The sequence below is a fragment of the Paenibacillus sp. 79R4 genome (genome assembly GCF_013393165.1).
Lineage (GTDB): Bacteria > Bacillota > Bacilli > Paenibacillales > Paenibacillaceae > Fontibacillus.
In genome coordinates this window covers 1-16,493 of record NZ_QJOT01000018.1, presented here as the reverse complement: position 1 = coordinate 16,493, position 16,493 = coordinate 1, and the positions used below count along the sequence as shown (strand labels likewise).

Below are 16,493 nucleotides of genomic sequence, written 5' to 3'. Positions count from 1 at the left end.
AATGGCTTCATGAGATCGTCTTCTTGGCTGTTTTGCTGGAAGTCTTGCGCTTGGGCTTGGTTACTGCGGCAGGCGTGGCTTCGTTCGTCTCGGCTGGCGCTTCTGTCTCCGCCGCGGCTTCCTTCTTCTTTCTGGTTGAGCTTCGCTTCGTCTTGGTCTCGCCTGGATCGGTGACGATCGGAGCTTTAACCGCTTCGATGCTTGCTTGAAGCGCGGCCATCAGATCGATCACATTGGCCTCCGGCTTAGCTGGAGCCAGGCTGATCTCTTCTCCGGCAATCTTCTGCTGAATCAGGGTCAGGAGATTCTCCCGGTAATCATCGGTATACTTCTGCGGTTCGAAGGGAGTGGACAACTGCTCGATCAACAGCTTGGCCATCGTCAGCTCCTTGTCGTTCACATTGGCGCCCTGCGGTAAATTTGGAACTTGCGATACAGGACGGATCTCATCCGGATAGAAAATCGTCTCGATGACCAGGCAATCCTCCATTACCCGGATGGCTGCCAGGCTGCCCTTGGAGCGAATGGCGATCTTGGCGATTCCGATCTTGCCGGAATCCCGCATCGCTTCGAGCAGCAGCCGATAGGCGTTGCCTCCTGCCTGGTCGGGCGATAAATAGTAGGTCTTCTGAAAATAGATCGGATCGATCTCTGTTAAATCAACAAAATCGAGAATGGTGATCGTCTTCTCCGTCTGTGCGGATAATTGGTCAAGCTCCTCCTTGGAGAAGAGCACGTATTTGCCTTTCTCATACTCATAACCTCTGGAAATATCATCCCAAGTCACATCCACATCACAGGCGGGACAACGGCGCACATAGGAAATCGGGCTGCCGCACACTTTATGGATGTATTTCATGGATATATCCTTGTCTTCTGTAGCCGAAAACATTTTTACCGGTACATGGACCAGGCCGAAGCTGATGGCACCTTTCCAAACGGTATGCATCTGGGCACTCCCTTTCTTTATTAGAGGTTGGTTGGCACAAAGCCTAATTTGATCAGAACACTAATTCGAAGTTCATCCAAGGATGGGTGACCGCGATTCATCGTCAGGTCTACTTGCGATTTTGCGATATAACATTTCATCAGTGTAGCTGTGACTTATAAATTCTCTATCTAACGCGAAGATCGGCAGGAGTCATTCGGCAGTGAATCTTCCCCTGCAACTCTTGATCCGCCTTGGATAATTCTGTTACTCCCATCGCTTCCGTGTTGCGGCTGTCTTGACAGACCTATATAATGATTTAGAACGCATTTTATATGACAGGAACTGACGGTTTTCTTTTAGGATGGCCAATAAAGTCCAATTATATAGTTATCTGTAGATTTTTGGATTTGAAGAATCTTGCTGGCGAATGCTGTAGATGAGGGTGGTCAACATATGGATTTCGATAAATTGTCGGCAAAGCTCGTATTTGAGATAAAAGACCTTGCCGGTACAGAGAAGCTGGCTGCTTTTCTGGCGGGACAAGCCTTGGCGGGAACGGTTATCGCCCTCGACGGGGATCTTGGGGCCGGGAAGACGGCTTTTTCGCAATTGTTCGCGAAGCATCTGGGTGTCAAGGGAACGGTGAACAGCCCAACCTTCACCTTGATCAAGGAATATAAGGGGCGGCTGCCTTTTTATCATATGGACGTATATCGGTTGTCGCTGGACGAAGCCGAGGAGCTTGGCCTGGACGAATATTTCTATGGGCAGGGCGTCACCTTGGTGGAATGGGCCAGTCTCATTACGGATATTTTGCCGCAAAATCTGTTGCACCTTTATTTGGAGACCTTGTCCGGAACAGAGCGGAGAATATATCTGAAGGCCCAGGGTCAGCCCTATGACGATTGGATTAACACTTTGACAGAGAATGGAGTCCTTGAACCATGAATATAGACGGTAATCGGCCGCAGCAGCGGCTATTGGCGTTTGACACTTCCACTTCTTCGCTGGCTGTAGCGGTTATGGAGAATGGCCAGCTGCTGGCGGAACAAAATATACATGCGGAACGCAATCATTCAGCTTATTTGGTCACTGCAATTGAGAAGGCCCTTAAAGCGGCAGGCATAACAAAGCAGGAGCTTGATGGCATCGCTGTTGGCGTAGGTCCCGGCTCTTATACAGGAATTCGGATTGCGGTGACGACAGCCAAGACGCTGGCCTGGGCCTTGCAGATCCCGCTGTTTGGCATTTCCAGTCTGGAGGCGACGGCGCTGGGAGCCTGGGCCACGGAGACAGGACAAGATACAGCGGCACTAGGAGCGTACGCACTAAGGGAAAGTTCAGTGGTGGCGGCGGCTGCCGCGGAATCCATCCCGGCTGCAGGGACCACCGTTGGTGCGGGAGAGCATTGGATTATTCCGCTCGTAGATGCGCGGCGTGGACAAGTCTATACAGCGTTATTCTCAGCTCAAGACAACACGCTGGCTCACCGACTGGCGCAGGATGGCATCCGGCTTATGGACCGCTGGGTGGAACAAATTGCCGAGCTGCTGCAAGCGTACACGCCGGAGGACAGACCGGAAGGGATTTGGATCGTTGGGGATATTGCACTGCATGAAGCGGCTGCCGAAGCTTTGCGCCCTCTGGTGGGGGACCGTCTTCATATTGTTTCCTATGAATTGGAAGGAATCTGGATGGGAATCGCCGGAACGGCTCGGAGCCGGAGCGGCGCAGGTGATAATGTTCATGCCATTGAACCGAACTATACCCAGCTTGCAGAAGCGGAAGCAAAGCGGCTTCGCAATGCATAGAGGAGGATACCATTCATGCGGTCTATAAAAGACGCCGAACTTGGCAATATCGTATTTCGCCCTATGACATTGGATGATATACCTGACATTATGATCATTGAACACGAGTCCTTTTCCTTACCCTGGAGTGAGACGGCATTCCGCAATGAGATGACGATGAATCATTTTGCCCGGTATCTTGTTATGGAGGTTGAAGGCAAGCCGGTTGGGTATTGTGGTATGTGGACGATCGTGGATGAAGCACATATAACCAATATAGCTGTAAGAACGGCTCTGCGCGGCCATCATCTCGGTGAGCGTCTGCTGCGAGAAGTGATGGATTGGGCTGTTGAGCTGGGGATGGTTCGCATGACGCTGGAAGTCAGAGTCTCGAATTATGTGGCACAGTCGCTCTACAGTAAAATGGGATTTGTCCCTACGGGGAAGCGTAAGGATTATTACTCGGACAACCATGAGGATGCACTGATTATGTGGTGCGACTTGCCGGTACGGGTACAGCAGGGCTGAACCGAGGAACAGAGAGGAAGAGAGGAACTTGGTAAATCAAGATTGCTATATATTAGCGGTAGAGACAAGCTGTGATGAGACTTCTGCCGCAGTTGTCAAAAATGGTACAGAGGTTCTGTCGAATCTGATCGCCAGTCAGATTGAGACGCATAAGGCGTTTGGCGGGGTCGTACCTGAGGTCGCCTCACGCAAGCATGTGGAGAATATTACGCTAATGCTGGAGGAAGCGATTCGCCAGGCCGATATCAAGCCGGAGGAACTGAGCGCTATTGCGGTGACCGAAGGACCCGGATTAGTGGGTGCTCTACTCGTAGGGATTATGGCTGCGAAAAGCCTGGCCTTCGCTCTCGACAAGCCGCTGATCGGCACGCATCATATCGCCGGGCATATTTATGCCAACCGGTTGGTCCAGCCGGTTGAATATCCTTGCGTCGCCCTCGTCGTGTCGGGTGGTCATACGGAGCTGGTGCTGATGGAGCAGGAGGGCTGCTTCAAGCTGATTGGCCAGACTCGGGACGATGCCGTTGGCGAAGCGTATGACAAGGTAGCACGAGCGCTGGGCTTTCCGTATCCAGGCGGGCCGCATGTTGATAAGCTGGCGCTCGAGGCTGAACAGAGCGAGGAGCTGCCAAGAGCCTGGCTGGAGCCGGATTCCTATGATTTCAGCTTCAGCGGGTTGAAGTCGGCCGTGCTTAATGCGGTGAATCAGCATAAGATGCGGGGGGAAGAGGGCTATCAGCCCGCGATTGCCCGCGGTTTTCAGGAGTCGGTCATCGAGGTGCTGGTAGAGAAAGCGATCCGCGCAATTCGTTCTACAGGCGCGAAGCAGCTTCTGCTCTGCGGGGGGGTTGCAGCTAACCGCGGTCTGCGGGCAAGCCTCTCGGAGCGTTGTGAGCGTGAGCAGATTTCACTAATCATTCCGCCGTTTAAATATTGTACGGATAATGCCGCTATGATTGGCGCCGCTGCTTATCTGAAGTGGAAGGAGAGCAAGTTCTCCGATCTTGAATTAAAAGCCGATCCCTCCTTGTCTTTGGAGGAATGGCTGCTGGAAGTGTAACAGATAAAGGCTGCATACCCGGTGTAACCAGGTTGCAGCCTTCTTTATAATTACTATAGTTACAAGCTCTATTCGGAAGAAGCTGCCGCTTCGTTCATGGCCAGGGTGATATCCGGCGAGTTCCCCATCCGGCTGGTTCCCTCGAATAGGCTGCCTTCTTCAATGGCTAGCGAAGCCGCGGCAATGTTGCCGTACAGCTTGCCCTTGGACGTAATTGTCAGCTTGTTGCTAGCCTGGATGTTGCCGTTCACTTGACCGGCGATCGTCACATTCCGGGCGCTGATCAGGCTGGACTCAACAACGCCTTTCTCTCCGATGGTAACGTCCCCGCCGCATTCTACATCCCCGACCATCTGTCCTTCAATGCGCACGCTGGCGCTGGATTTCAGCTTTCCTTCAAATACGCTGCCCTCCCCGATTAGCGTATCCGTTGAGTTAGGGTCAATTTTTGTGGCTTTATTCCGCAGCATTAATTTCTATCATCCTCTCCAGGAATTTTTAAGTAGAGCAATGGATCGACAGCAGTTCCATTCTTCATAACTTGAAAATGGAGATGTGGTCCGGTACTTCGACCTGTGTTGCCCAATTCTCCAATCAGATCGCCTTGCTTCACATTGTCTCCCTTGTTAGCCAGTGATCGCTTCAGATGCATATAGATCGATTCCGTGCCTGACGGATGCGATAGGGTCACATAATTCCCGCGCGCCGGGCTATAACCGGTATCCGTCACTTTCCCGTCGGCAGCCGCGTAAATCGGATCGCCTACATCCCCTCCGATATCGAGTCCGTTATGTAAAGTGATCTTGCCGTTAAAGGGGTCTATTCTTTTGCCAAAATCCGAGGTAGTTCGCACAGATGTCGTCGGCCAATAAGTCGGTAAAATCTTCAGCCATTGCTTGTACTTCTGTAAATTCCCCTTAGTCTGATCAAGCTTGGCTTGCAGATTAGGCATTTTATCCAGGGTTGCTGACAGGTTATCCTTCGCTTCTGCGGCTAAAGAGACAATCTCATCCTCTGTTAGTGGAATGTCTTCACCACCGATTCCGCCATCAGAAAGTGGCAGCAATGCGGTCAAATCGGAAGATAATCCGGACATTCCGCCCAAAGATTTCAGTTCGGATTCTATCTTTTCCAGCTCGTTGATCTTACTCTCGATATCTTTGGATTTCTCCGATAATTCGAGCAATTCCGATAATAGCTTATCGACATTCTGTTCCTTATTATCTATCGTGCTTTGAAGCTGATCGTTGGATAGAGAGAGCTCTGCTTGCAGAGAGGCAATCCGATCGGAGTGATTGCGGTTCACGATGAACAGAACGAGGAGCAGTACGGCCATGCTTCCAACTGCTACGACTGAGGTCAGCAGAAGAGATAATTTTAATTTGAAGCGAAATACCGGACTGGTGCCTTCCGGCACGATCAGAATAGTAAATCGCTTGTTGGTCGGTTTGAATCTGAATTTCATGAAATCCTCCTGAACGAATAGATGATCATTCTATGGGACCTAAATTTCTTGACGACAAACGAATAGAGGTATTCAAAAAAACGTCCCTGGCTTCATCTAACTGAAGCATTTTGGCACATTCGAAAACCTAAGCTGCGGCAAATCGACCTTTTTGAGCACGAACTATAGTTATCATTCGTCAAAACTTTCCAAATCCCTGCTGTGTGCGAAAATTGTCAGATGTTTGCCTTTATCATTTGTTGGAGGTCTCCATATTATTCATCTTGTTGAACGAGGTGGGGTTATTTTGTCGGCTATTTTATGTTGTAATAGGGGAGTAGAGCAGGTATATAAGTTAAATTAAGAGATTGTACTGATAAGGCAGTCGAGTGAAATGCTCTTTAGGATCGCTAGTATAGAAAAGAGGTTGGAAGGTATGGAAGAAGTAAAGGGGAGCTTAATTACGGTTGAGACACTGAAGTCTGATCTTATCCGCCTGGGAGTATGTCCGGGAATGACGGTGATTATGCATTCTTCTTTTAAAGCAATAGGTCCCTTTGTTGTCGGAGGCCCGCCTGCGGTCATTCTGGCCCTGGAAGCGGCGGTTGGCAAGGAAGGGAACGTGGTTATGCCAACTCATTCCGGGGATCTGAGCGATCCTGCCGGATGGGAGAATCCGCCGGTTCCGAAGGAATGGTGGGAGACCATTCGTGAACAGATGCCGGCTTATGATGTGAATCTTACACCGTTATGGGGGATGGGGGTTATACCGGAGATATTCCGCAAGCAGGATTCTGTTATTCGCAGCAGTCACCCACAGACCTCCTTTGCTGCATGGGGAGACAAAGCCGCGTATATTGCCGGAAACCATTCTTTGGAATACGGCTTGGGAGAACAATCACCTCTGGCAAGGGTCTACGAGCTGGCAGGATATGTTCTGTTGATTGGCGTGGGGAATGGCAGCAATACTTCGTTGCATCTATCGGAGATTCGGGCGGATTATGAGACCAAAAGGGAGATCATCAATCAGGCGCCGATCAAGAGGGAGGGGAGCAGGCTTTGGGTTCAGTTTAAGGACATTGAATATGATTCATCAGATTTTGCAGCTATTGGCGACGATTTTGAGCGGGAGACCGGCCTGGTCAAGCGCGGCATGATCGGTGGTGCAGAGGCGATGCTGATTCCACAGAAGCAGCTGGTTGATTATGGGGCAGCGTGGCTGCCGATTCATCGCAAGAAGTGATAATGCTAATCGATTCAAGACCTCGCAATTGGGCGAGGTCTTGAGACAATCCAATCCATGTTTGCATTTATTTTCGCTCAAGTCGGGCTGGATCGAACTCCTGAATGATGTTCTCCGGACCTTCTGCTATATCATAGTCCCATTCCAGCATCCCGCCGCTATAGTTATGGACTTTATCAAATCCGTTCTGTTGGAAGTATCTGGCGACTTGATAGCTCCTTCCTCCGCTGCGGCATACGAATACATATTCTCGGTCCATATCGAAATCTCCGATATAATCAGGAATCTCATTCATCGGAATCAGCGGGATGCCCGGAATATGCCCGGCGATGTACTCCTCGGGCTCACGCACATCAATAACTAAAGTTTTATTATTTGAATTTTGAAGTATATGCTGCAATTCATCGCAATCGATATGCGAAACACCGCCGATGATTTCACTCACTCGATTTTCCCCATTTCTTATTCATATTTTGCGACTCCATTATTACGTTAGTACTGCATTCAATTTTCTATCATATCCATATACCGCATGAATTTCAATTCCCACCATCTGCAACATATGATAAATTGAAATAAACATCCTTGGGATCTTGCAGCGACATATCGTCTGCATCCTACAGAATGACTTGATAAGTGAAAATTGTCACAAAATTATATGAAAAGGCTTACTACAAAAGCATGTGTTCCAAAAGGCTGGTTTTCAGCAGCGAAGCTTATGATTTGCTAGGGTTTCTATTCTAAATGCTTCAATGGGATGAAGCTAGAGACTGAGGAGCGGAGCTCATAGGCGAAACCTCTTTAAGCACCGGAAGGACCGGCTGAATTCAAGAATTAATACTAACCTCCAAAAAATGATTCGAAGGGATGATGAACGTGAAAGCTGCATCAAAACGTACTTTTTCAGTCTGGCTATTGATTGGTCTTCATTTATTTTTGGGAATAGGCGCAGTGTTTGGGGGTGCGGTACTGGTGATCGAACCGAGCGGAAGCTTGCTGGGAATGCCCCCCGATATTATGCAAATTGAGCTTTTTCCCAACTATCTTATTCCTGGAATCATTCTCTTGGTGTTCATGGGGATCTTTCCGTTAGTCGTCGCCTGGGGACTAATGACGAGACGGGAATGCAAATGGGCCGATCGCTTAAATGTATTTAAAAAATCACATTGGTCCTGGGCTTACTCCTTGTATATTTCGATTATTCTAATTATTTGGATCTCAGTGGAGACTTATATCCTGAACGCCGTTGCCCTTGTCCATCTTTTCTACATTGGTCTTGGCTTGGCGATTCAGATTGTGACGGTATTGCCACAAGTTAATGAAGCGTATCTGAAAGAGCGGGTGGAGAACGAAGTGAAGATCGAGAATTGATCCGGCTCAAGGGATAGATTGCGAAAAATAGAGGCGAAGCGAAGAACGTGTTTATGGCAGGTACTGGCGATTTAAGGGAAAGCATGTTTTCGGGGTTGCTGTCAAGATGTGGACAAGGAAAGGGCTTAATGGGGCATTTTTGTAATGAAAATCAAAAAAAGTCTTATACGCCAACGGATTAGATTTAATTAATGGAAGTCGGATAATTTTTTCAGAAAAACTGTGGATAATGTGTATAACTTAGTGGATAATTTGGGGAATTGCATGAAAAGCCTATTTTAAAGCGTAAAAAAACGACCTGAGGGGTCGTTTTTTTACATTTATTATCAATTCACATGTGGATAAGGCTGTGACCAGGGAATTTTTACGATTTTATGAAAATCTTAAAGCACATATCTCAAAAGGCCCATTTTCAGTACCAAAGCTTTCATTCGACCTTTTGCTTAATTCTCCATCAGTTGCTCCCATTCCTCATAGCAAGCCGACAATTGCGCCTTATGCTCATCGATAGCAGTTTGCCGCTCCTGAACTGCCGTATAATCCTGATATACTTCCGGAAGGGTAAGCTCATGCTCAAGCAAGGCGATATCCCCCTCCAGCTTGGAAATGAGCTCCTCCAACTGCTCAAGCCGGCGTTGACGGTTGCGCTCCTCGCGCTTTGCTTGTTTATCCGCTTCATAAGATGCAGCCCCTGATTTTCCTTTTGCGGCGTTGTCATCCTCCTGTAAGCTCGCACGCTCAGCCGGTTTTTGCTTGGCGGCCTCCAGAGCAGCTTTCTCTGCGGCCATTTCCTCCAGCTCCAGCTTCTTCTCTAAATAGTCATCGTAATTACCCAGGAAATGCTGCGCTCCATTCGGATGGAGTTCAACGATTCTTTCAGCCATTTTATTTAAGAAGTAGCGGTCATGGGAAATGAACAGCAGTGTACCGTCATAATCGAGCAGAGCCGACTCCAGCACCTCTTTGCTAAATAGGTCCAGATGGTTCGTCGGTTCGTCAAGAATCAGGACATTGGCTTTCTCCAGCATTAACTTGGCCAGAGCAACGCGAGCTTTCTCTCCACCGCTCAAAGCGGTGATTTTCTTCAGAACGTCCTCTCCGCTGAACAGGAAATTGCCGAGCACACTACGGATACGAGCCTCTTCAATATGGGGAAATGCGCTCCAGACTTCCTCCAGCACAGTATTCTCGCGATTAAGATGCGTTTGCTCCTGGTCGTAGTAACCGATCTTGACTTTGGAGCCCCAGGTTAGCGAACCTGAACGAGGCCGTAGATCGCCGGTTAGTATTTTCAGCAAGGTGGATTTGCCGATCCCATTTGGTCCGATTAGAGCTACTGTCTCACCGCGATTCAGATAGAAGGATACATTTTGGAATAACGGTGCTTTGGAGTCATCATAGCCATAGGACAGTTGATCCACATACAGCACATCCTTGCCCGTCAGAATCTCCGCCTCGAAGGAGAAGCTGGCCCGCTTCAAATCGCCGAGCGGACGTTCAATTCGATCCATCTTCTCTAGCGCTTTGCGCCGGCTTTGTGCCCGCTTGGTTGTTGAAGCGCGGACAAGATTTTTCTGAATGAAATCCTCCATCCGGGCTATCTCGTCCTGCTGCTTCTCATACTGCTTCATGCGACTCTCATATTCAGCTGCTTTAAGCTCAATATAGCGGCTATAGTTGCCTGTATATCGGGTGGATTGATGCCGTTCGATCTCGACGATGGTGGTTACCAGACGATCCAGGAAATAACGGTCATGAGAGACCACCAGCAATGCCCCGGAATAGTTCCGGAGGTAATCCTCCAGCCAGGTTAAGGTCTGAATGTCCAAATGGTTTGTCGGTTCGTCCAGCATTAGCAGGTCCGGAGCCTGAAGCAGAATCCTTGCCAATGCAAGTCGGGTCTTCTGTCCACCGCTCAAGGTGGAGATAACCGTATCGGACGGGAAATTGCTGAAGCCCATCCCATATAATACGCTGCGGATCCGTGTCTCAATCTCATAGCCGCCGTTATCCTTGAACCAGTCCGATTTAAGCGCATAGCGGTTAAGCAGTTCCTGGTAAGTCTTCTCATCAGCCGCCGCGTCCGGGTCGGCAATCTGCGCCTCCATGTCTCTTAGCTCGCGCTCAGTCTCTAATAAAGGGGCAAACACGTTCAGCATTTCTTCCCAGATCGTTCGGTCGGATTGTAGCCCGCTGTTCTGAGCAAGATAACCGATCCGCGTCTCCTTGGCTTTAAAGATTTGCCCGCCATCATAAGATATTTCCTCTGCAAGGATTTGCAGCAATGTAGATTTTCCTGCGCCATTAACACCGACCAGCCCGATCCGTTCTCTTTCCAGAATCTGCAGGTTAATGCCCTCCAATACCGGAGTGACGCCAAATAATTTCGTGATATTTGCAGCTTGAAGCAACATAATGAATTTGATCCTCCAACGAATTTACTAAGTATGTTCTGAAATTACTGCATTAGGTTTTGTGTGATTAAGCGAATCATTAGAGTTCAAAAATTTCGCTTTTCAGTCCGCAGCTTATGCTTCCCATATGCGTTTTATCAAACGCTTCAATGGGATGTAGCCAGGGCGTAAGGAGCGGAGCTATCCGTTTTCGTAGAAAAGGCCTCGAAAGCATTAACTTGTGGTTAGTACTTGAGTGAGCTGAGCGAGCATTTGAGATGTGTCGCATTTTTGAATCTCTTCCAATAAACCTACTACTTATATATTGTAGTGTACATGAAAAACCCTGCAAATGCACCGCACTTTAATGATCGCTGTCATGCTATTTGCGAAAAGAAGCTTGGTTTTCATTTTACGCTAACAATGATACACTAGGAGGAAGAATATATACTTTTGACAAAACATAAAATATATCCTTCTTGACGAGAAAGGGGAAGAGGCGTCGTGAGGGATACTTCAGCTCAAAATATATCCGCACAAAAGAAAGAACTGCGTCGCAGAATGACTGTGATTCGCTCCAATGTCTCTGCAGCTTCCCGCAGAGAACAGTCGATTGCTGCCAGTCTGCTGGCAGAGAACGAGGTGCTATCCCCCCTAAGAAAAAGCCGCGGTGGAAGACTGAATGTGTTCTGCTACGTATCATTTCGAGACGAGCCCGAGACGCTGCATTTGATTCAAACTTGCCTGAAGCGGGGTGACCGGGTACTGGTCCCTAAAGTGATCAGCGAGGAACGGAAGCTGACGCTTCATGAAATGAGTAATGTTAATGATCTTAGCCCGGGAGTATGGGGCATCGCCGAGCCGGGAGAGGATATGCCGCAGTGGCCGACCTTGCGTTATACAGAGATCGACATCATTATCGTTCCGGGTCTTGCCTATGATCGCTGTGGCGGGAGAATTGGCTTCGGGGGCGGGTATTATGATGGCTTCATGGAACAAATATCATCGATCCAGAGCACGGGTTTGATCCCTATTAAGGCCTCGCTGACGCTTGAGGAGCAGATCATCCCGGGGCGGATTCCGATGGAAGAGCATGATTTTAGACTGGATATGCTGTTTACAGCATCAGGTATAATATATATATGATAGAGAGTAGTGAGCGCATTTATGGAAACGGAATCAGGACAAGCCCTGACGCACTTTAATGAACAGGGTCGGGCGCGGATGGTCGATATTTCGGCCAAGGAATCCACAGTGAGGGTCGCCGTGGCCCGGACGACGGTGCTTATGGAACCTGCGACCCTGACTGCCATCAAGGAAGGCAAGATCAGCAAGGGAGATGTGCTTGCCGTCGCCCAGGTAGCCGGTATTCAAGGGGCCAAGCGCACGTCTGATTGGATTCCGATGTGTCACCCGTTGATGCTTACCGGAGTGAACATCGTCTTTACGGATAACAACCAGGATGAGTTATATATAGAAGCTACAGTCAGAACGGAAGGAAGAACAGGGGTAGAAATGGAAGCACTTACGGCCGTATCAGCGGCAGCGCTAACGGTGTACGATATGTGCAAAGCGTTACAAAAGGATATCGTTATCGGACCTACAATGCTGCAGGCCAAGAGCGGTGGTGTCCATGGAGATTATTCGCGGATCTGATCGGATCTGATGAACAATTGCGTACAGTAGTGCGCAGAATAAAATGATGAATACAACTTAAATAGAAGTTCCATAAGGGTGAGGAGGATGGCTTCATGGTTTGGAAAACAGCGATTCTTACGGCAAGCGACAAAGGAGCCAGGGGCGAACGTGAAGATACGAGCGCACAGGTGATTAGGGAACTGGTCGAGGAAGAATTGGGAGGCGAAATCATCGAATATCGCATCGTTCCTGATGAACCTGATGAGATTATCGCTGCGCTGATTGAAATGACCGATTATTTTCAAGCCGATCTTGTCTTGACTACCGGCGGCACAGAGCTTGCTATTCGGGATGTAACTCCCGAGGCAACCCGGCGTATCATTGAACGTGAGGTGCCGGGAATGGCCGAAGCGATGCGCTGCAAGGTAATGCAGAAAAATCCGGCCGGCATGCTGTTCCGGGGCATTGTCGGAATCCGCGGGCGGACGTTGATCGTCAATCTGCCGGGAACTCCAAAAGGGGTGCACGAGAACCTGGCAGCGATCATGGATCAGCTTCCGGAAGCGCTGCTTATGGTGACAGGGCAATTCCGTCTGTAAATTGTCCTGTTGCGAGTTGGTTAAACGGCATAGAGCTGTTGGCATAATTTCATGTTTCTGCAAATAAATTTGCTGAACGGGCTGTAACTGTGATCTTTGTTATGGTATGATGTGGGCGTATCATGATGGCGCCCCATCATGAGTCTATTATTTTATGCTAACGGGGGAGAATGAGCATGAGTGCAGGTGCTTTTCTGTTAATTGTTATAGCGGCTCTCGTGTTGTTTGGTCCGAAGAAGCTGCCGGAGCTTGGCCGCGCCGTCGGGCGCACGATTAATGAGTTCAAGAATGCCACTCGCGATATTGTAGAGGATCGTCCCGAAGCTCAGAAAGCGGAAGCGGCTCCTGTAAATGAAGCTGCAAAGCAGGAGGACCGACGTCTGCCAGAATAGAAGATACATATTGAATCCCTTCCTTGTTATTAGGGAGGGATTTTGTTTTTAATATTGCCGCCCACTGGCGTGTTAAGCCGAACAATCGGCCTAAGGAGGACAAGTATGGCTGATGAATTGAAGTCAGAGACGATTGTGGAGCATTTATCGGAATTAAGGCGGAGGTTAATTTACGTGGCTCTCGTGTTCACGTTTGTTCTCGTCGCTGCTTTTTTTGTCGTGCGTCCGATCTATCAATATTTGACGATTAATTCGATAACCGGTGTGGAGATTAAGCTGAATGCTTTCTCCTTCTGGGATGGCGTCGGCGTATATATGAAGATAGCGATGGTCGTTGCCCTAGGCATTACTCTGCCTTTTACGCTCTACCAAATATGGGCATTCGTCAGCCCTGGGCTAAGACCGAGAGAACGCAAGGCAACGCTAAGGTATATTCCCTATGTATTTCTCTGCTTTTTAATCGGAATTGCCTTCGGTTATTTCGTAGTATTCCCGCTAGCGATGCGATTTACCGCCGGGCTGAACAAGGAGCTTGGTTTGATCGAGACCTATGGGATGGCCGACTATTTCAAGTTTTTGATGAATATCGTGTTTCCCATCTCGCTGTTGTTTGAGCTGCCGATCGTGATCTTGTTCCTGACGCAGCTGCGGCTTCTGACCCCAACCTTGCTGCGCAAAATGCGTCGCGTTGCTTATTTTATACTGGTTGTTATCTCGGTGATGATCACCCCTGCGGACCTGTTCTCGGCCTTCCTGGTGCTGATCCCGCTTATTATCCTGTATGAGATCAGCGTGCTGCTGTCCAGCCGGGTACACAAGAAGCAATTGGCTGCAGACGCCAAGCGTGCGGAAGAGTTCAGCTAGAGTACGTGGATGTGGAAGATGAACGGGCCATGCGGTGCGGAGCATTGTCATGCTCTATTTGTCCTCCCCATATTGGTAGGATACCTATGGATAAGGGGTGAGGAGTGGGGCTGTCTATCGGCAGCCTCTTTTCTTTTTTCTCCTTACGCCATAAGGGCCCTATAGGGGGTTCTGACTTAATTCTAAGTTTTGCATAAAAAAGATGATGGGAAAACTTGAAATTTTTTTGCGATTTTATTATCATTATAGATGTTGTTAGCACTGTGACGTATCGAGTGCTAATCATTGAAGCGTAAGCTTGCCAATGAACTAATATTATTAAAGGAGGCTCTTTTTCATGATCAAACCATTAGGTGAACGCGTACTGGTAGAACCAATCAAACAAGAGGAGACTACAGCATTAGGAATCGTACTTCCAGATGCGTCCAAGGAGAAGCCGCAGGAAGGCAAAATCATCGCAGTCGGAAGCGGTGCATTGAATGATGGGGTTCGTGTTCCTTTGGAAGTGAAGGAAGGCGATCGTGTATTGTTCTCTAAATATGCTGGTACTGAAGTGAAGTATGATGGCAAGGAATATTTGATTATGAAGGAAAGCGACATCCACGCGATTATTGAATAATTAAGCACTTGGCTTGAATATAACGGCTGAACAGTTGGATTTAAAATATAGGGAGGTATTTATTCATGGCAAAAGTAATTAAATTTAGTGAAGAAGCACGTCGCGCAATGCTACGTGGTGTAGATACTTTGGCAGATGCAGTAAAAGTAACACTTGGTCCAAAGGGCCGCAACGTTGTATTGGAGAAGAAATTCGGCAGCCCGTTGATCACCAATGATGGTGTAACAATCGCGAAAGAGATTGAACTGGAAGATGCATTCGAGAACATGGGTGCTCAGCTCGTCAAAGAAGTAGCAACGAAGACAAACGACGTAGCTGGTGACGGTACAACTACAGCAACGGTACTTGCACAAGCCCTGATTCGTGAAGGCCTGAAGAACGTAACTGCAGGCGCAAGCCCAATCGGTCTTCGCAAAGGGATCGACAAAGCCGTGAAAGTAGCGGTTGAAGAGCTGCAAAAGATCTCCAAGTCGATCGAAGGCAAGCAATCGATCGCTCAAGTAGCTGCGATCTCTGCAGCAGACGAAGAAATCGGCGAACAAATCGCCGAAGCCATGGAAAAGGTAGGCAAAGACGGTGTGATCACTGTTGAAGAATCCCGCGGTTTCTTTACGGAGCTTGAAGTGGTAGAAGGTATGCAATTCGATCGTGGCTATGTATCTCCATACATGATCACAGATACCGATAAGATGGAAGCCGTCCTCGACAATCCATATATCTTGATCACGGACAAGAAGATCAGCAGCACGCAAGAAATCTTGCCACTTCTGGAGAAGATCGTACAACAATCCAGACCATTGCTTGTGATCGCAGAAGACCTCGAAGGTGAGGCACAAACGGTGCTGATCTTGAACAAATTGCGCGGAACGTTCAACGCGGTAGCTGTTAAGGCACCTGGCTTCGGCGACCGTCGTGAAGCAATGCTGCAAGATATCGCAGCTCTGACTGGCGGTCAAGTAATCACCGAGAAGCTCGGCCTGGATCTGAAGAGCACAACTATCGATCAGCTTGGTAATGCACGTCAAGTTATCGTTACGAAAGAGAACACAACGATCGTGGACGGCAGTGGCAACAAAGCCGACATCGATGCTCGAGTGAACCAAATCCGTGCGCAGCTGGAAGAGACCACTTCCGAGTTCGACAAGGAGAAACTGCAAGAGCGTCTGGCTAAACTGGCTGGCGGCGTAGCGGTGATCAAAGTTGGCGCAGCTACAGAAACGGAATTGAAAGAACGCAAGCTTCGCATCGAGGACGCCCTGAACGCAACTCGCGCAGCGGTTGAAGAAGGGATCGTATCGGGCGGTGGCGTAGCGCTCGTGAACGTATATAACGCAGTCGCAGCACTTGACCTGAGCGGCGACGAGAAGACAGGCGCAAGCATCGTTCTTCGCGCTCTGGAAGAGCCAGTTCGCACGATCGCAGCGAATGCGGGTGAAGAGGGCTCTGTTATCGTAGAACGCCTGAAGAAGGAAGAAGTAGGCGTAGGTTACAACGCAGCTACAGGCGAATGGGTGAACATGTTCGACGCAGGTATCGTTGACCCTGCGAAGGTAACGCGTTCCGCACTGCAATATGCAGCATCCGTAGCAGGCTTGTTCCTGACTACTGAAGCGGTAGTGGC

Annotated in this window: 18 protein-coding genes; 13 read left to right on the top strand and 5 right to left on the bottom strand. The window is 48.8% G+C overall.

Features of this window, described 5'->3' with window-relative positions; translation table 11 throughout:
* Nucleotides 1–7 precede the first annotated feature (7 nt).
* Complete coding sequence (ku, locus tag DMN77_RS20165) at nucleotides 8–949, bottom strand: non-homologous end joining protein Ku (RefSeq protein ID WP_068782353.1); 942 nt, start codon at nucleotides 947–949, stop codon at nucleotides 8–10.
* A 435-nt stretch (nucleotides 950–1,384) separates the two neighbouring features.
* On the opposite strand from ku, the gene tsaE reads away from it, so the two are divergent.
* From tsaE to tsaD, 4 genes are read left to right on the top strand one after another with little or no spacing between them, the layout of a single operon-like run.
* Nucleotides 1,385–1,879 carry a tRNA (adenosine(37)-N6)-threonylcarbamoyltransferase complex ATPase subunit type 1 TsaE gene (gene tsaE / locus DMN77_RS20160; protein ID WP_068782352.1) on the top strand — a complete coding sequence of 165 codons (495 nt, stop codon included), beginning with the start codon at nucleotides 1,385–1,387 and terminating at the stop codon, nucleotides 1,877–1,879.
* Nucleotides 1,876–2,742 carry a tRNA (adenosine(37)-N6)-threonylcarbamoyltransferase complex dimerization subunit type 1 TsaB gene (gene tsaB / locus DMN77_RS20155; protein WP_179016137.1) on the top strand — a complete coding sequence of 289 codons (867 nt, stop codon included), beginning with the start codon at nucleotides 1,876–1,878 and terminating at the stop codon, nucleotides 2,740–2,742. Before tsaE ends, tsaB begins: the two co-directional genes overlap by 4 nt.
* Nucleotides 2,743–2,757: 15 nt before the next feature.
* Nucleotides 2,758–3,249 (top strand): ribosomal protein S18-alanine N-acetyltransferase, encoded by a 492-nt coding sequence (gene rimI / locus DMN77_RS20150; RefSeq protein WP_068782350.1) that lies wholly within the window; start codon nucleotides 2,758–2,760, stop codon nucleotides 3,247–3,249.
* A gap of 28 nt (nucleotides 3,250–3,277) precedes the next feature.
* Nucleotides 3,278–4,309, top strand: a complete 1,032-nt coding sequence (tsaD, locus tag DMN77_RS20145) for a tRNA (adenosine(37)-N6)-threonylcarbamoyltransferase complex transferase subunit TsaD (RefSeq protein ID WP_179016136.1) — start codon at nucleotides 3,278–3,280, stop codon at nucleotides 4,307–4,309.
* A 68-nt stretch (nucleotides 4,310–4,377) separates the two neighbouring features.
* On the opposite strand, the gene DMN77_RS20140 is transcribed toward tsaD, so the two are convergent.
* Both DMN77_RS20140 and DMN77_RS20135 read right to left on the bottom strand, forming a co-directional pair.
* Nucleotides 4,378–4,779: a bactofilin family protein gene (locus DMN77_RS20140; protein ID WP_068782348.1), complete on the bottom strand. Its 402-nt coding sequence runs from the start codon at nucleotides 4,777–4,779 to the stop codon at nucleotides 4,378–4,380.
* Nucleotides 4,779–5,774 carry a M23 family metallopeptidase gene (locus DMN77_RS20135; protein ID WP_179016135.1) on the bottom strand — a complete coding sequence of 332 codons (996 nt, stop codon included), beginning with the start codon at nucleotides 5,772–5,774 and terminating at the stop codon, nucleotides 4,779–4,781. The genes DMN77_RS20140 and DMN77_RS20135 overlap by 1 nt, the downstream gene beginning before the upstream one ends.
* Nucleotides 5,775–6,189: 415 nt before the next feature.
* On the opposite strand from DMN77_RS20135, the gene DMN77_RS20130 reads away from it, so the two are divergent.
* Nucleotides 6,190–6,996, top strand: coding sequence for an AAC(3) family N-acetyltransferase (locus tag DMN77_RS20130; protein ID WP_179016134.1), 807 nt, complete (start codon nucleotides 6,190–6,192; stop codon nucleotides 6,994–6,996).
* A gap of 67 nt (nucleotides 6,997–7,063) precedes the next feature.
* On the opposite strand, the gene DMN77_RS20125 is transcribed toward DMN77_RS20130, so the two are convergent.
* Nucleotides 7,064–7,441, bottom strand: a complete 378-nt coding sequence (locus DMN77_RS20125; RefSeq protein WP_068782345.1) for a rhodanese-like domain-containing protein — start codon at nucleotides 7,439–7,441, stop codon at nucleotides 7,064–7,066.
* 425 nt (nucleotides 7,442–7,866) lie between these two features.
* Between DMN77_RS20125 and DMN77_RS20120 the strand changes: the two genes are divergently transcribed.
* A complete protein-coding gene (locus DMN77_RS20120) occupies nucleotides 7,867–8,367 on the top strand; it encodes a hypothetical protein (protein WP_229521149.1) in 501 nt (166 codons plus the stop codon).
* A 443-nt stretch (nucleotides 8,368–8,810) separates the two neighbouring features.
* Here DMN77_RS20120 and DMN77_RS20115 read toward each other — a convergent pair whose 3' ends face one another.
* Nucleotides 8,811–10,781, bottom strand: coding sequence for an ABC-F family ATP-binding cassette domain-containing protein (locus tag DMN77_RS20115; protein ID WP_179016133.1), 1,971 nt, complete (start codon nucleotides 10,779–10,781; stop codon nucleotides 8,811–8,813).
* Between the two features lie 483 nt (nucleotides 10,782–11,264).
* Between DMN77_RS20115 and DMN77_RS20110 the strand changes: the two genes are divergently transcribed.
* The 7 genes from DMN77_RS20110 to groL all read left to right on the top strand — a co-directional run.
* Nucleotides 11,265–11,906, top strand: a complete 642-nt coding sequence (locus tag DMN77_RS20110) for a 5-formyltetrahydrofolate cyclo-ligase (protein WP_372776282.1) — start codon at nucleotides 11,265–11,267, stop codon at nucleotides 11,904–11,906.
* 21 nt (nucleotides 11,907–11,927) lie between these two features.
* Nucleotides 11,928–12,416 carry a cyclic pyranopterin monophosphate synthase MoaC gene (gene moaC, locus DMN77_RS20105; protein WP_068782342.1) on the top strand — a complete coding sequence of 163 codons (489 nt, stop codon included), beginning with the start codon at nucleotides 11,928–11,930 and terminating at the stop codon, nucleotides 12,414–12,416.
* Between the two features lie 95 nt (nucleotides 12,417–12,511).
* Nucleotides 12,512–12,997: a MogA/MoaB family molybdenum cofactor biosynthesis protein gene (locus DMN77_RS20100; RefSeq protein ID WP_068782341.1), complete on the top strand. Its 486-nt coding sequence runs from the start codon at nucleotides 12,512–12,514 to the stop codon at nucleotides 12,995–12,997.
* Between the two features lie 176 nt (nucleotides 12,998–13,173).
* Nucleotides 13,174–13,389: a twin-arginine translocase TatA/TatE family subunit gene (locus DMN77_RS20095; RefSeq protein WP_082790186.1), complete on the top strand. Its 216-nt coding sequence runs from the start codon at nucleotides 13,174–13,176 to the stop codon at nucleotides 13,387–13,389.
* Between the two features lie 105 nt (nucleotides 13,390–13,494).
* A complete protein-coding gene (gene tatC / locus DMN77_RS20090) occupies nucleotides 13,495–14,253 on the top strand; it encodes a twin-arginine translocase subunit TatC (protein WP_068782339.1) in 759 nt (252 codons plus the stop codon).
* Nucleotides 14,254–14,590: 337 nt separating this feature from the next.
* A complete protein-coding gene (gene groES / locus DMN77_RS20085) occupies nucleotides 14,591–14,872 on the top strand; it encodes a co-chaperone GroES (protein WP_068782338.1) in 282 nt (93 codons plus the stop codon).
* Nucleotides 14,873–14,937: 65 nt separating this feature from the next.
* Nucleotides 14,938–16,493 (top strand): chaperonin GroEL (gene groL / locus DMN77_RS20080; RefSeq protein ID WP_179016132.1); only part of this gene is annotated, 1,556 nt, incomplete at its 3' end.